The sequence below is a fragment of the uncultured Leifsonia sp. genome, assembly GCF_945957465.1.
GTDB lineage: Bacteria > Actinomycetota > Actinomycetes > Actinomycetales > Microbacteriaceae > Leifsonia.
The window spans coordinates 1-14,609 of sequence record NZ_CAMFLC010000066.1 but is presented as its reverse complement, the minus strand read 5'-3'; the positions used below and the strand labels follow the sequence as shown (position 1 = coordinate 14,609).

Genomic DNA, 14,609 nt, shown 5'->3' with positions numbered 1-14,609 from the left:
GCGATGCACGTGGCACCACAAGTCAGTTGTCACCTACCGCTGCACCAGTCCCTTTTGGCCAAACTCACCGTTTACTCACCGCTTTGGGTTCCGGTGGAAGTTTTCGGTGCATCGAGTCTCGGCGTGTCAGGCCTTGGCCGACCCTTCCGGCGCATCGCACCGGAAACGTTGGTTTACGGCGGCGCCGCGCATCTGGGCCTTGTGGGCTGTGAGTGTTGGCGCTCTGTGACGGTGTTTTTTGGCGCTGAGTGGCGGTTGTTTAGGTGCCGATGACGAGAGTGCTGGCGGCGGCTTCGATGACGTCGTCGGTGATGGTTTCGAGTTCGTTGATTTTGAGGACTCGTGCGATCTGTGGGAAGAGGCGTTCGAGGAGTCGGAAGTTGCCGCGGGTGATGCGTTCGATCGCGGCGATTGCTTGCGCGTCGGTGAAGTCGTCGGGGTCGAGGGTGCGGCCCAGGCGTTTCCAGTGGCGGGTGAGGACGAAGAGGAGTTCGTCTCGGCCGAGGTTGCGGTAGCGGTGGGAGAAGCCGAGCCGGCTGTAGAGCTGGGGGTAGTGGCGGAAGCGTTGGTCGATGCCGGGCATGCCGATGAGGATGATCGCGATGTGTTCTCGGTCGTGGCGGTCACGGAGCACTTCAAGGGTTGTGGCGTTGAGCCGTTCTGCTTCGTCGATGATGAGCAGCTCCACGTTCTTGCGCAGGTCGGAACGCACGACGGGATCGGTGACCTTCCCGGCCGCCCGTAGGTGTTCGTCGATGCAGATCCCCAGGCGGGTCTGCATGTGGTCGATCTCACGGATGAGCTGGGCGGGTTTGGGGAGCACGGGTGGCGTGTAGAACAGGGTGCGCGAACGGTGCGCGGCGGCGTAATGCTCGGTGTCTGTATCGGTGCGGGATCCCCAGTCGGTGATGAAGGGTTCGATGCTGTCCCAGCGGGCGTAGCGGCGGCCGGATTGGGTCTTGCCGACCCCGGCATCACCGTGGCAGATTCCGATGGTTCGTTCCTTGCGGACGGCGTTGGCGAACTCGGTGAAGCGGCGGTGTTCTTTCGTGATGATGAAGTCTCGGCTCATGGCTCATCCTCTTCGTAAGTGCGCAATTTCACCCGTCGCACGGGGGCCGGATCGCCGTGTGGCTCTTCGCGCGCAGCGGTGCGGGGGATGCGGTCATTGATGTCTTTACGCAGGTTCCGGCGGCGCGCACGGCGCGCAGCCTCGATGTCTCGGAGGCTGAGTCTCTGGTTGGGGTGTGCTTCGTCGACGGCGACGCAGACGTAGGTGTCGTGGTCGTAGACACGGATCTCGGAGAGGTCACGCGGGTCGTATCGGATGGTGATGCTGTGCCCGACGAACGGTGCCAGGGTCGGGGCGAGGTAGCGCTGGCCTTGGAAGTGGATGCCGTCTCGTTGCACGATGCGGTTCTTCGGCACCGTGAGAAGGAGCCCGTCGAGCTGGTCGAGACTGTCCGGCATGCGCGGCAACCAGCCCTCACCAATCCATGCTGTCTTTGGGCTCATGCCGATCTCACGGTGTGTGCGCTCGTTGTATGTCGCGATGAAATCGCCGATCGCCTGATCGAGGTCTGCGAGCGTGAGATGCGGTTCCGGTGAGCGTGATCCGGGCGCGAGATGGCCGGGCAGCCGGGTGAGGAGTTCGGTGTTGACGGTGCCGAAGAAGCGTTCGATCTTCCCACGCCCTTGTGGCCTGCCGACCGTGGAATTGACCAGCCGGATCTTCAGCGCGACGGCCGTGTATTCCAGGTGGTGGCTAGTGAAGTCGCTGCCGTGGTCGACGTGAAGGACATCCGGCAGTCCGCACATGGCCCAGGCGGGGTCGCTCTTGCGCCAGATCGCTTGCCGCAGCGCGAGGGCGGTGTTCATCGCCGACGGTGCCCCCGTGAACACGGTGTACCCGCAGACCGCCCGCGAATAGTCATCGAGGATCACCGTCAGCCATGGCCGCTCCGGCTTCCCGTTCGCCCCTCGGATGAGGATGTCAAGTTCAGTGTGATCGGCCTGCCACGTCGCGTTCGGACGTTCCGCCCGCCGGCGGAATACCAGTTCGTGTTTATCCCGATACGACGCCGGCCCTTCCAACGCGAGCGTCACCAGTGCCGGGTCCAGGCCCTGCACGATCGAGCGAACCGCAGAGTAGCTCGGTTGCGCGATGCCGCCTCGCTCAGCTTCGGCGCAGGCGAGGCGGTGCAGTGTCGCGATCGATGGCCGTGGCCGGGTGAGCGCCAACCTCTCAATGAACACCACCAGCTCCGGCGCCGTGCGTCGCGTTCCGCGATCGGCCCGCACGCCAGTGCGGAGCGCGTCGATGCCGCCGGCGCGGTAGGCCTTCTTCCACCGTTGCAGGGTCCGTAGGCCGACGTCGGTCTCCTGCGCCAGCACGGTCAGCGGGATCGCGTCCTCAACGTGGAGCCGCAGTATCCGCCACCGCGCCAGCGCATCCATGTCACACCGGCTCAGCAACCGGCACCGACGCGTCGGCGACGCGTTGGTGCCGGTACAGGGTCGCCCGCGACCAGCCCACCAACCGTGCCGCGTCCCCCGCGGTACGGCCCTTCGCGCGCGCGTCGCGCACGATCGCCAGCTTCTCTTCGACGACAGCTGGGTTCACCGGCGGCCGGCCGAACTTCGTCCCGTTCAACTTGGCCGCGGCGATCCCGGCGTTCACTCGTTCAGTGATCAGTTCCCGCTCGTACTCGGCCAGTGTCGCGAGCATCCCGAGCATCATCCGCCCCGATGAGGTCTCGGGGTCGATCCCGTCGGAGATGGAACGCACCTTCACGCCGCGTTCGCGCAACAGGTTCACGGTGTTCAACACGTCGATCAGCGACCTGCCGAGCCGGTCGATGCGCCAGACCACCACCGTGTCGCCACCGTCCGCGTAGTCGAGGAGCTTCTTCATCCCGGGGCGTGTGATCGCGGTCCGTGCCCCGGATGTCACATCGGAGAACACGTCCCGCGGCTCGACGCCTGCCGCCGTCAACGCGTCGAGTTGGAGGCGCGCATCCTGGCTGACCGTGCTCACCCGCGTGTATCCCAGCGATCTCATCCCACCAGTCTGGCTCGAAAACCCCCAGTCGTCCATTACCCGAGACGAATTGCAGCAAGACAAGTTAATGAGACAGCTTGGCGGCCCGAACGACGCGACCGGCGCCCCACGCACGCGACAGAGAACTGGTGTCTCATTCAGCTATAGGTTTACGAGACGTCAAGCTCATGCGTCGACCGCTTGGGAAACGCGATGATGAATATCGCGCCGGTGATCGCACAGCAGGCTGCCCGCCAGCCGGGCACCCCGTCTGAGGTGCGCACTGATGCGCACCTATCAGCTGAATCATGGTCGGCATATAGCCGTTTGGTCGTTATCGCTATAATTACAGACTGGTGCGGGGCGCTGTGCGTCCTTCGCTACGGGACTTCACCGTCGTTCTCGCCGGGGGCGGCAGGGTTCCGCCTACTTTTTGTAGCCTTCAGGGGGTTTTCCAGCATGCGTCACCGCACCACGACCACTGCTCGTATGCACCGGGTTCTCGTGGCCATGGTGGCCTCCGTGCTGGCGTTGGCGTCACTGTTCGGCATGGCCCAGGCGGCCAACGCGGACGCGCCGGGGATCACCTCGACCATGCTGTACAACGGCAGCGCCCTGCAGCCAGGGACGGTGCTCACCGCAGGGGCATCCCTCGACCTGAAGGTGCAGTACGACAACACCAAGGTGGTCCCCGGCTCCACGGTCACCTTCGATGTCGGCACCAACGTCAACGTGGCCAACCTGCCGGCCGCGAACACCTCGATCGCCTCAGTCAGCCAGAACGGCAGCGTAGTCTCGATCACCTTCAAGAACCCACTGCCCGCCGACGTCAACCAGGGCGTGTTCGATATCGGCCTGACGGTGAACAACCCGGCCCAGAGCGGACCCAGCAGCATCGCCTGGAAGATCGACGGTAGCGGCCCCTCGATCCCGGTCACGATCAAACGCACCGGCGACACCCCGCCCCCGACGACACCGTCCGACGGCAAGTCCGTCAGTCCCACCAACCTCAACAGCTACGTTCACGTGGCCGCCGACGGCACGGTGACGATTGACCCGACGATCGCCGGCCAGGCGATCAGCTACACGCTGACCCTCAACTCGACCCAGGCGCAGAACAGCTTCCCGATCTCCGACCAGCTGCCCAGCTATCTCGGGTACGACGCCGGCTCCTTCACTTCGACGCTGACCACCTGGGATGCGAACGGGCTGAACAAGACCACGTCCGCCCCGACACCATACCCGGCGACGGTCACGGGAAACTCGTTCACCAGCACGACGAGTGTCCCCGGCCCCTCGATCCTCACCATCACCTACACCGTGCACGTGACCGACCCGAGCGGGCTCGCGAGCGCCCTGCAGGCGCAACTACAGGGCAAGCCCGGTGGGACAAGCTACACCGTGGCACTGCAGAACACGGCGAACTTCAACGGCCACACCGACCAGGCGACCGTGAACGTGCGCGGCACCGTCCCGAGCGCCCCGTGCACGGGACTGTGCACCCACACCCTCACCAAGGCCTCAAGCTGGGATTCACGCAACGTGCTCACCGACGCGAGCGGGAACCTCACCCCGCCGCAGGGGATCATCTACACTCTGACGGCTAAGGTCGCCACCACGGACGCGGCACTGCCGGTGAACGTCGTCCTGAGCGACCCGCTGCCGGCCGGTCTCAGCTGGAACAGCACCGACCCGCAGTTCATCACCGGTACCACGCTGACGAAAGCGGCGGACTGCCCGGCCGCAGCCACCTTCGCGGGCGACGGTTACGTCGGCCAGTGGTGTGTGAGCGGGCAGACGCTGCTGGTCAACCTCGGTAACACCAAGAGCATGAACGTCACCCTGAACGCGAAAGCACTCGTGAACAGCGTTGCCGGCCTGACCTCTGGCGGTACCGCCGGGGCCCAGGGCGGTACCCCATACCAGTTCCCCAACCAGGCGAGCATGACGTACGGAGGCACCGGCCCGGCGACCGCGAACAAGACGATCACGGTGACACAGCTGCCGGCGAACCCCGGAGGCGGCTACACCGACGCGGCTACCTTCAGCAAGACGGCGACCGGAGCTCCGACCTCCGTCAACCCGGGGCAGTCCGCGCAGATCCCCTACGTATTCAAGGTCGGTGCGGGCAAGGGCATCGATCTCACGACCAGCACGATCACCGACTTCCTCGACCAGGCCATCTTCGGCACCATCGACACCGCCACCTTGAACCCGACCGGCACTTACAACGGCCAGGCGATGACTGCCGCAGACTTCACGCTGAGCACGGACGCCAGCGGGAATCTCGTCATCGTCCTGAGTACCGCCGGAAAGGCAATCGTCACCGCTCAGGGCGTCGACAAGGCCTTCCAGCTGAACCTCACCCTCACCACGCTGCCCTTTGACGGCAAGGTGACCAAGACCATCACGAACAGTGCTTCCCTCACTGGCTCCACCGGCCAGCCGCCGTACGTGTCCACGATGACCAGCACGACGACGTCGTATGGCAGCGAAGCCGAGGTCAACAAGGCCCTGTATGACCCCTCGACCGGCGCCTACACGGGCACGCTGCAGGCGACCACGAACGGTGCGGCGACCTACATTTACCGTGTCGACTTCATCCCGCACGGCGGCTACAACGCCATCCCGATCAGCAACGTCGTGGATAACCTGCCCACAGGGGTCACCTTCCTCGGATTCGTCCAAGCCAACGACACCAGTGCAGCCCACCCGTCATCGGGTCCCACCGACATCGGCGGCAACCTTGAAGCCGTCTACGACGACACCGCCCGAACGGTGACGATCCAGCAGCAATCCGGCACCGTCCTGAACGACCCGAACGGGGACACACTCTCGACATATTTCGCGGTCCGCGTGGCCTCCCTCACCGGTCCGATTGTCAACAAGATCGGCTCGGCCACGGCGACCATTGAGCAAGTCGCGTCGGTCTCCGTCGGCGACTACGTCTGGTTCGACAAGAACGGGAACGGCCGTCAAGATGCCGGCGAGCCCGGTATCCCCGGGGTCGTACTCACCATCACCGGCCCTGACGGCAACCCAGTGACCGATGTCAACGGCAACCCCGTGGGACCTACCACGACGGACGCGAACGGCATGTACACATTCGATAACCTGCCGGCCCTGACCGGGAACCAGACCTACACGGTCCATATCGATCGCACGGCCTCTGCGAAAGCCCTCGCACCCTACGTGCCCACCCAGGCGGGTGTCGGGGACCGGGCCGGCGACTCCTCCACCTGGACCGCCACGACCCTGCCCGGGGAGCTGCACGACAACGGCGACCGGGACCCGACACTGGACTTCGGCTTCATCCTCACGCCCGTCCCGCCCGTCGTTCCGGCCGGTCCGACCGTGGCGACTGGCGGATCACTCGCCACGACCGGCTCGGACATCGGCTGGGGAATCATCTCCTCCGGCCTGGCTCTCCTCGCCGCCGGCGCTGCGTTCCTGATCGCCGCACGCCGCCGCCGACACCCGCGGGCATGACCAATCGCTCGGGGAGCACCCCTATGCTCCCCGAGCGACCCGCGAGAACCTATTGAGCCGGTTCGCGCAGAACCTGGTGCTGCCGCGGATGGCAACGGCTTCGTGGATGATGGCCAGGCCGAGGCCGGCTCCTCTCTCGCCGCGGATGCGGGCTTCGTTCAGGCAGGTGGAGCGCTCGAACACGCATCGCTTGTCCTCAGGGCAGATAGGCAGATAGGCAGATACCGGGACCATCATCGACGATAGTGACTGTGACGCCGCCAGCATGGGTGGGTCGCGGTGACGAGATCGAAAGTGGCCACACGGTGACGAACAGCATCGTCAAGGGGTTTCTTACCTCGCCCCGACATGTAGTGTGCAAGATTTGCCGCCACTGAACACAGAAAGTCACACTTGTGGGCGTTCAAAAACGTCGACCACTACCTAGTTCCGGTGGACGTTTTGGTGTGGAGGTGCGCTGGCGTCCGGCAACGAACTCAGACGCGTGACGTGGACTCGCGAGCGATGACGCGTACCGCGTCCATCTGTTCCGTCTGCGTCGTGTGCGTGTTCTCGTGATCAACAGCTTGGGCTACCCGGATAGCGATCTGTTTCGCTTCGGACTGCAGGTTGAACTCAACGCTGGTGATACTGGGGAGCGCCAACGCTGCAATGGGTGTGTCGTCGCCGCCGATGACGCCCAGCTGTGTAGGTACAGAGATCCCCGAAGCGGCGGCAGAGCTCACGATGCCGAGAGCTGTCAGGTCATTCCAGGCAGCGATTCCTAGGGGCGTGGGCGACTGTCGGACCCACTCATTGGTGATTCGCGCAATCTCCGAACGGTCGCCGGCAACGGTGGCGGAAAGGCTGCCCTTGAGTCCGCGGTCGTCACATATCCGGTGAAAGGCGTTCACGCGGGCTTGCGTGAACGCTTGTCCGCGGGGCTCCTCAGTCGCAAGGTACGCGAGTCGTTCGTAGCCCTGAGCCAGCAGGTGGTCGACCTGCGCAGCGACGATAGTGTCTTGTCCGATTGCTGTGGTGTGCGGCAGGCCGGCGTAGTCAAGCAACCTCGCTGTGACCTCCGGGATGCCGGCGGACTCCAGGGCGTGCGCGTCTTCTGCAAGGAGCGGATCAAAGGTGACCACGCACGCGCAAGAAATGCGTGACAGCAGTCGATGTAGAGAGCCACGCCAGTGTTCGCCCTCGTGGCGGATGCAAACCAAGCCGTGCTCGGCAACAAGCCGTCCTATGCCTTCCAGGAGCAGCTCAAGTTGCCCTGAGACTTCCCAGTCAGGGACCAGCAGGAGGACCACGTCCCCCCGGCCGCTTCGGAGCGCACGGGCGGCGGGGGAGCCGACATACCCCATGGTCCGGGCGATGCCCATGACGCGTTCACGGGTGGGCTCGCTGACCCGGACGTCGCGGCGATCGTTCAGGACGTAGCTGACGGTGGCGCGGGAGACGCCGGCTGCGCGAGCAATATCGCTGACCGTGAGGGGAGCAGAACTCATAACGTCACCATCCATGCTTGACACGATTAACCGTAGCGCATATCGTGTCATTCGACATCGTGGTTGACACGATTAATCAAGGAGGATTACATGGGATCTGTTGGCACGTCGGGGTCTGACACCACGACAATCGGATCGGCGCCCCGAGTCGGCGTGTACAAGCACCCGTGGCGAGTTGCCGTCATTGCGGGGCTCGCGTCGTTCGTCGATGGAGCTGCGCTCACGGTCAACGGAATTGCACTGGTGATTTACCAGCAGACGATCGGCCTCACCGCAAATGAAGTGGGTCTCCTCGCTGCCGTCGTCACCGCGGGCCTGGCTATCGGTGCGCTCGTGGGCGGTCGTCTAGGCGACATCTTCGGCCGTCGTACCGTCTTCATCGTCACTATGGTGATGATCGCTGTCGGCGCGCTCGCCCCGACTTTCTCCACCGACTTCCCCGTTCTGCTGGGGGGTCTGATCTTGCTGGGCCTGGGTGTAGGAGCTGACCTCCCGGTCTCGCTGGCGACGATCGCCGAGGCAGCAAAGGACAGCAACCGTGGCAAGATGCTCGTCTTCACGCAGGTCATGTGGATCGCGGCGTCGCTGGTCACCGTGCTTCTCACCACCGCTACGGGCGGGCTGGGACGGCTCAGCGGTCAGATCCTGTACGGGATGATCGTGGTTGTTGCGGTGATCGGTCTTGTTTTGCGGTTCACCGTTCCGGAGTCGCCGTTGTGGCTGCAGTCGCGTGATGAGCGCCGCCGCGGCGTGCACACCGTTCGTGCTGATAAGGCTCGGGTTCGCGACATGCTGAAAGCTCCCCACCGGCGCCCGTTCATCGTGCTCGCCATCTTCTACGCGTTCACCCTGTCGGCGAGCACCATCCTGGGCGGGTTCACCACGTATGTCGCTGCGAACGTCGCAGGGCTCGACGTGGCAGAGGTGGTCCCGTACACGATCCTGCTGTTCCCGATCGCGTTCATCGCGCTGTTCCTGTTCATGAAGTACGTCGACACCCGGCTGCGGATGCCGCTGTTCGTCATCGGCGGGGTCGTATTTGTCATCGGGCTTCTGATCCCTGTGTTCTTCGGGTTCTCCCTTGTCACGCTCTTGGCGGCGCTTCTGATCGGCACGATCGGTCAGACCACCGCTGGCGAGCCCATCGCGCGCGTCTGGGGTAACGAGGCATTCCCGACCATGCTTCGCTCCACCGCGCAGGGATTCGTGTTCACGTTTGGACGCCTGGTCTCTGCGGCCGTCACCGCGGTCATCCCCGCGATAATCGCGTTCTCCCCGCCCCTGGTCTACATCCTCTCCGCGGTCGCCGCCGTTGTGGGTGTCTTGGTCGGATGGCTCGGATTCCGCGGAGGACGGATCGCAAATGAGTTCCTGCACGAGCAGGAATCAGACGCGACACCGGTATCCACCACGCCCGCAAGCTGATCGACTCGATCGCCATGCGGCGCTGTCCGCCACGTCGGTTCCCATGCTGGTGAACAGCTCAGCCGCCTTGATCACTACTGAACACCGGTACCGCGTTAGCCGCTCTAGCTACACCGCCGACATACGACCCTCAGAACTGAAAGGTTTACCCGTCATGCCAATCCACCCGCAGCTGCAGGCGTTGCTCGCAAACTTCCCCAAAGTCGACTACAACGACTTCACCCTCGAGCAGATCCGTGAGATCGCCGCGGCACCGCTGCCCGAGGGTACTCCGGCCCCGGAGATTGCTTCTTCCGTCGATCAGGACGTCGAGACCCCGAACGGTGTTCGACGCGTCCGCATCCAACGTCCACTGGGAAACGGACCGAAACCCACCCTGGTGTACATCCACGGTGGCGGATGGGTCGTGGGAAGCCCTGACGCGGTCGACCCGGAAACCCGCCGCCTGGCCGCCTACCTAGACGCGGTGGTTGTCAGCATCAGCTACCGCCTGGCCCCAGAAGACCAGTTCCCCGCAGGGTACGAGGATGCGCTGTTCCTCACCCAGTGGGCGGCCGAGCATGTCGGAGAGCTTGGCGGCCGCGGCGACCAGTTTGCCATCGCTGGCGAAAGCGCGGGTGGCAACTTCGCCGCCGCCATTGCTGTCGCGCTCCGGGAGGACAACATTCTCGCCGGGCAGCTGCTGCTGAACCCCGCAACGGACCTCGGCCCCACAGCCCGGGACGCAGCCTCCTACCTCGCAGATCTAGACCCCGCGCTAACGAGCGTCAACACGGACTACTCGATCCGGCAATACCTCGGCGCCGAATCCAGCACCGACTGGCGGGCATCGCCGGTGTACGCCGAGGACTTCACCGGCGTAGCCCCCGCCGTCATCGGCATCTCCGGCAATGACCCGTTGCACGACCAGGGCCAGGAATACGGCGACAAGCTCGCCTCGGCAGGCGTCCCCGTGCGGGTGCTCGACTTCGACGACCTCGTACACGCATACGCCGCGCAGAGCTTCCTCCTCCCGGTATGCAACGACGCCCTGGTGCGCACATGCGAAGAGTTCCGCACCCTGCTGAGCTGGCCCACACCGCCCGGCTCGAAGTAGCCGAGAAGGGCGCCACCGTCATAGTGCCCTTCATTCGCCCTACCCCCACAACCTCGATGGAGAGAACCATGCCCCTCGACCCGATCCTCGTTCCGCTACTCGCTGCAGCACCGCCGCTGCCGACCTCGATCGACAACATCGACGCATACCGGGCGGAAGAAGCCGCCGGTGCAGCGGCATCTGTCGACGACCTGATGCAGCCTGCACCCGAGGGCGCCAGCCGCCGCGCGGTGCAGATCCCCGTGGACGGCGGCGAGGTCGAGTTGCATATCTTCACCCCCAGGACCTCCGGACCACATCCTGGGCACCTATACGTGCACGGCGGCGGCTGGATCGGCGGCACCATCCATGACAAAGGCATCGACATTCTCTGCACGGAACGCGCCGTATACGCAGACTGTGTCGTGGTCACGGTCGAGTACCGCAAAGCCCCGGAATATCAGTTTCCGGTTGGTCTCAACGACGCGTATGCCGCGCTTGTCTGGATGGACAAGCACGCCGATGAGCTAGGGATCCGACGCGACATTCTTACGATCGGGGGCGGCTCAGCCGGCGCGAACCTTGCGGCAGGCATCGCGCTAAAAGCCCGCAACGAACGCGGCCCGCAGCTGGTTCTTCAGATCCTCGATGTGCCAGCACTGGACCTCACCATGCAGGCGGACTCGTTCGAGCGAAACGCCACCGGGTACGGCATCACCACCGCCTACGCTCAGGCCGTGCGCGGTCTGTACCTCGCCGACCTCGACGATGCCCGCCACCCTTACGCGTCTCCGCTGCTCGCAGATGACCTCACCGGACTTCCAGAGACGTACCTGTTACCCGCTGAATACGACCCGCTGTGTGACGACGCAATCGCGTATGCCGTCCGCCTGGAGGCCGCGGGTGTGCCGGTCACCCTGTCTCTACAGCAGGGGCAGTGGCACGGGTCGTCGATGATGACCAAAATCTTGCCCGCAGGCCGTGCCTGGCGAGACGAGCAGCTTTCCACCCTGCGCCGCGTACACGCAGCCCATAACGCGGTCCCGCAGACGAGCGTCGCAAGCCCCTGACCGGGGAGACTCCTCGACGACGACACCCGCCGGAGCACTCAGCGCAGCCCTGCGCTATCCGCTCTGCCCCTTGCCTGAACTTCAAGGAGACGCTCATGCTCAACCCCGACGACCGGTGGATCTGGGACTTCTGGCACGTTCAAGACCAGGACCTGCACCACCTGTTCTACTTGCAGGCGCCCAGGTCGCTTGGCGATCCCGAACTCCGACACCGTAACGCGACCATCGGCCACGCCACCTCCACCGACCTCAGCACCTGGACCGAGCACGGGACCGTCCTCGCCCCGGGCGACGGCAGCTCGATCGACGCAACAGCGACGTGGACCGGCTCTGTCGTGCGCGGCGATGACGGGCTGTGGCGGATGTTCTACACCGGCTCCCACTTTCTCACTGCCGACAGCCTCACCAACGTCGAGACGATCGGCGTTGCAACGTCCCCCGACCTCTACACGTGGACCAAGGACGACACCTTCGCCCTCCGAGCCGACGCGGCCCACTACGAACGCCTCGGTGACAGCAGTTGGCCCGAGGAGTGCTGGCGGGACCCGTGGGTATCTCGCGATGACGCCGGCATGTGGCACATGCTGATCACCGCGCGCGCCAAGACCGGAGTGGACAGCGAACGCGGCGTGGTCGGACACGCCACTTCGGAGGATCTACAACGGTGGGTTGTTCAACCGCCGCTGTCCGACACGGAAAGCGGGTTTGGTCACCTCGAAGTTCTCCAACGCATCACCATCGACGGACAACCCATGGTGCTGTTCTCCGCGCACGCAGGCGTCGTCACTGCGGCTCGTTGCGACCCCGACCGCTCCACTGGCGTGTGGATTGCCCCCTGGGGCGAGCGCATCACGATCGACCAGGCTCGCCGCATCGCTGGTCCCGAACTTTACAGTGGGCGGGTCATTGACAGAGAAGGCCAGCTCGTCCTCCTCGGGTTTCGCCTCGACGGCACCGGCAACGAGTTCATCGGAGGCATAACCGACCCCATCGACTTCACGATGCTGCTGCAACACTCCGGCGTTCTCGCCTCTTCCGGAAAGAGCGCCGACTGATGCCGGTGACACCTTCAGGGCTGTTCTGGGACAGTCGCGGTCCCAAAGATGCCCCGGCGGTACTCCTCATCGAAGGTCACACCGCCCAGATGATCGGGTGGCGCGAACCCTTCTGCGACGCGCTGGCGCGCCGAGGCCTTCGCGTTCTACGAATGGACAACCGCGATGCTGGCTTTTCTCGTCACGAGCTCGGGGGGTACGACCTTCGCGACATGGCTATCGATGTTCGCGACGTCATCAGGGACGCTGGCGTCACTCAGGCAACCCTTGTCGGGCAGTCCATGGGCGGGATGATCGCGCAACACACCGCACTCCGCTACCCCGACGTGGTGGCGGGGTTGGTGCTGTTCTACACGACGCCCAACATCGTGGACATTCACCCCGATATCCTCACGTCGCAAGTCGCTCTCGTAGAGAATCGCGAGGACGCCGTGGAGGCATTCCTGGACGGCGACCGAGCCACAGCGTCACCCGCTTGGGGGTACGACGAAGCATTCAAGCGGGAACTAGCGAACCGTATGTACGACCGCGATCCCAGTCGCCGGGGCTATCAGAACCAGCGAGACGCGATCGCCCGGATGCCAGACCTCACCCAAGACCTGCGGCAGGTCGCCGTGCCGACGGCGATCATCCATGGGAGGGCAGACGCGATGATCTCCCCGCGCGGCTCGGAACGAATCGCACAGAGTATCGCTCATTCCGAACTGCACATGTACCCCGGGATGGGGCACGAGATTGCCCCGGCGCTATGGGGTGACTTTGAAGTGATCATCAGCCGCGTCGCCAGGGCCAGGCAGGCGTCAGCAGGTCAGGGCGGCCCGATTGCGGCGCATCCCCGAAGCCCTCATGGTGACGAGTCTTCAGCTGCGTTGGCTCATTAGCGACTTCTTCGAAGGGCGAGCATCGCGCCCTCGAGTGCGGAGCGGATCAGCGCGATCGTCTCGGGGGAGGCGGCTGGCCGGTCCGCGAGAAGCTCGAAATTCAAGAGCACGCCGACGAGCATTCCCGACAGAATCTGCACGGCAACGGCAACGGCAACGGCAACGGCAACGATCGGTGATCCTCACCTGACCGCCACCGCGATCCCGCTTTGGACCGCGGTGGCGGTCCGTGCTCCGTGTGAAGCTGTCTTAGCAGTAAGAGCCAGTACGGGCGGCCGCGCCGTAAACGATCGTTTCCGGGCTGGCACTAGTCCTGTTTCCCAATCGGTACTTGCGTCGCGTCAACGATTTAGACTATTACGTCTACCTAGAACAGGTTGACTACCGTCGCTTTCACCCGAAGAACGCCCAGAGACAACGTCGACAGAGGAAGGGGCCTCAATGTTCGGTCGCGGGAAATCGTCTTCGGAACGCGTGCGCGGCAAGACCAAATGGCGGGGGTCTGGGCGGCGATCGCCGCCCTCTGCCTCAGCGGTGGAGCCGTTGTCTCAGCGTCGCCCGCCTTCGCCTGCGATATCAACAACCATTGCTATGCGATCGCGAGCTACGGTACGTCTGGGCTCTACGGCGGGCAGGCGACGATAGCGCCGATTTCAGGGCCAGGCGTTGGCGCAACCGGCAACTTCGCGACCGACGAAGTCTGGCTCGTCGGCACCAACTCCGCGTACTGGGTAGAGGTGGGCTATATCGCGAACCTCGCCAACGTCAACGGCGTCAGCCAAGGCACGTCGGAATTCTGGTTCGATTCGCGGCCAGGCGGAGGGGCGCACGGGCATGTCCTGGTGTCTAACGCCACATTGGTGCCTAACAACTTCCGCGTCTATGGAGACGCGGCTGACGGATACACAGTGATCGACTCGAACTTCAACGAAGGCGACTCCACTAACAACACGATGACGGCAGGCCAGTTCCAGGTGGGGTCGGAGGTCACGACGGGATCGAACGTGTGCTCGCTGGCTCGCGACTACAACATGCAGTACTCGGGCGGCGGTGGATGGGTCAACTTCCCTTCGGCGGGCACCTC

The 14,609-nt window shown here is 64.4% G+C and carries 11 protein-coding genes; 7 read left to right on the top strand and 4 right to left on the bottom strand.

Features of this window, described 5'->3' with window-relative positions; genetic code table 11:
* Positions 1 to 259 precede the first annotated feature (259 nt).
* Genes Q0Q23_RS18225 through Q0Q23_RS18215 form a run of 3 tightly spaced genes read right to left on the bottom strand, consistent with a single transcriptional unit; the run spans position 260 to position 3,061 of the window.
* Complete coding sequence (locus tag Q0Q23_RS18225) at positions 260 to 1,072, bottom strand: AAA family ATPase (protein ID WP_295127558.1); 813 nt, start codon at positions 1,070 to 1,072, stop codon at positions 260 to 262.
* Positions 1,069 to 2,457, bottom strand: coding sequence for a Mu transposase C-terminal domain-containing protein (locus Q0Q23_RS18220; protein ID WP_295127555.1), 1,389 nt, complete (start codon positions 2,455 to 2,457; stop codon positions 1,069 to 1,071). Before Q0Q23_RS18220 ends, Q0Q23_RS18225 begins: the two co-directional genes overlap by 4 nt.
* A 1-nt stretch (position 2,458) precedes the next feature.
* A complete protein-coding gene (locus tag Q0Q23_RS18215) occupies positions 2,459 to 3,061 on the bottom strand; it encodes a recombinase family protein (protein WP_295127552.1) in 603 nt (200 codons plus the stop codon).
* Positions 3,062 to 3,529: 468 nt separating this feature from the next.
* Between Q0Q23_RS18215 and Q0Q23_RS18210 the strand changes: the two genes are divergently transcribed.
* Entirely contained in the window at positions 3,530 to 6,529 is a 3,000-nt protein-coding gene (locus tag Q0Q23_RS18210) for an SdrD B-like domain-containing protein (protein WP_295127549.1), read from the top strand.
* Between the two features lie 476 nt (positions 6,530 to 7,005).
* On the opposite strand, the gene Q0Q23_RS18205 is transcribed toward Q0Q23_RS18210, so the two are convergent.
* On the bottom strand, positions 7,006 to 8,034 hold the full coding sequence (locus Q0Q23_RS18205) for a LacI family DNA-binding transcriptional regulator (RefSeq protein WP_295127546.1): 1,029 nt from the start codon (positions 8,032 to 8,034) through the stop codon (positions 7,006 to 7,008).
* A gap of 75 nt (positions 8,035 to 8,109) precedes the next feature.
* Between Q0Q23_RS18205 and Q0Q23_RS18200 the strand changes: the two genes are divergently transcribed.
* The 6 genes from Q0Q23_RS18200 to Q0Q23_RS18175 all read left to right on the top strand — a co-directional run.
* A complete protein-coding gene (locus Q0Q23_RS18200) occupies positions 8,110 to 9,444 on the top strand; it encodes an MFS transporter (protein ID WP_295127543.1) in 1,335 nt (444 codons plus the stop codon).
* Positions 9,445 to 9,598: 154 nt separating this feature from the next.
* Positions 9,599 to 10,540 (top strand): alpha/beta hydrolase, encoded by a 942-nt coding sequence (locus Q0Q23_RS18195; protein WP_295127540.1) that lies wholly within the window; start codon positions 9,599 to 9,601, stop codon positions 10,538 to 10,540.
* A 68-nt stretch (positions 10,541 to 10,608) separates the two neighbouring features.
* Positions 10,609 to 11,589: an alpha/beta hydrolase gene (locus Q0Q23_RS18190; RefSeq protein ID WP_295127537.1), complete on the top strand. Its 981-nt coding sequence runs from the start codon at positions 10,609 to 10,611 to the stop codon at positions 11,587 to 11,589.
* 95 nt (positions 11,590 to 11,684) lie between these two features.
* On the top strand, positions 11,685 to 12,644 hold the full coding sequence (locus Q0Q23_RS18185; protein WP_295127533.1) for a glycoside hydrolase family 68 protein: 960 nt from the start codon (positions 11,685 to 11,687) through the stop codon (positions 12,642 to 12,644).
* Positions 12,644 to 13,525 (top strand): alpha/beta fold hydrolase, encoded by an 882-nt coding sequence (locus tag Q0Q23_RS18180; RefSeq protein WP_295127529.1) that lies wholly within the window; start codon positions 12,644 to 12,646, stop codon positions 13,523 to 13,525. Before Q0Q23_RS18185 ends, Q0Q23_RS18180 begins: the two co-directional genes overlap by 1 nt.
* Positions 13,526 to 14,016: 491 nt before the next feature.
* Positions 14,017 to 14,609: hypothetical protein (locus Q0Q23_RS18175; RefSeq protein WP_295127523.1), on the top strand; the 593-nt coding region annotated here is incomplete at its 3' end.

Coding starts and splice junctions, on each gene's coding strand:
- Q0Q23_RS18225 (WP_295127558.1), bottom strand. CDS start 1,072: ATGAGCCGAGACTTCATCATCACGAAAGAACACCGCCGCTTCACCGAG.
- Q0Q23_RS18220 (WP_295127555.1), bottom strand. CDS start 2,457: ATGGATGCGCTGGCGCGGTGGCGGATACTGCGGCTCCACGTTGAGGAC.
- Q0Q23_RS18215 (WP_295127552.1), bottom strand. CDS start 3,061: ATGAGATCGCTGGGATACACGCGGGTGAGCACGGTCAGCCAGGATGCG.
- Q0Q23_RS18210 (WP_295127549.1), top strand. CDS start 3,530: ATGCACCGGGTTCTCGTGGCCATGGTGGCCTCCGTGCTGGCGTTGGCG.
- Q0Q23_RS18205 (WP_295127546.1), bottom strand. CDS start 8,034: ATGGATGGTGACGTTATGAGTTCTGCTCCCCTCACGGTCAGCGATATT.
- Q0Q23_RS18200 (WP_295127543.1), top strand. CDS start 8,110: ATGGGATCTGTTGGCACGTCGGGGTCTGACACCACGACAATCGGATCG.
- Q0Q23_RS18195 (WP_295127540.1), top strand. CDS start 9,599: ATGCCAATCCACCCGCAGCTGCAGGCGTTGCTCGCAAACTTCCCCAAA.
- Q0Q23_RS18190 (WP_295127537.1), top strand. CDS start 10,609: ATGCCCCTCGACCCGATCCTCGTTCCGCTACTCGCTGCAGCACCGCCG.
- Q0Q23_RS18185 (WP_295127533.1), top strand. CDS start 11,685: ATGCTCAACCCCGACGACCGGTGGATCTGGGACTTCTGGCACGTTCAA.
- Q0Q23_RS18180 (WP_295127529.1), top strand. CDS start 12,644: ATGCCGGTGACACCTTCAGGGCTGTTCTGGGACAGTCGCGGTCCCAAA.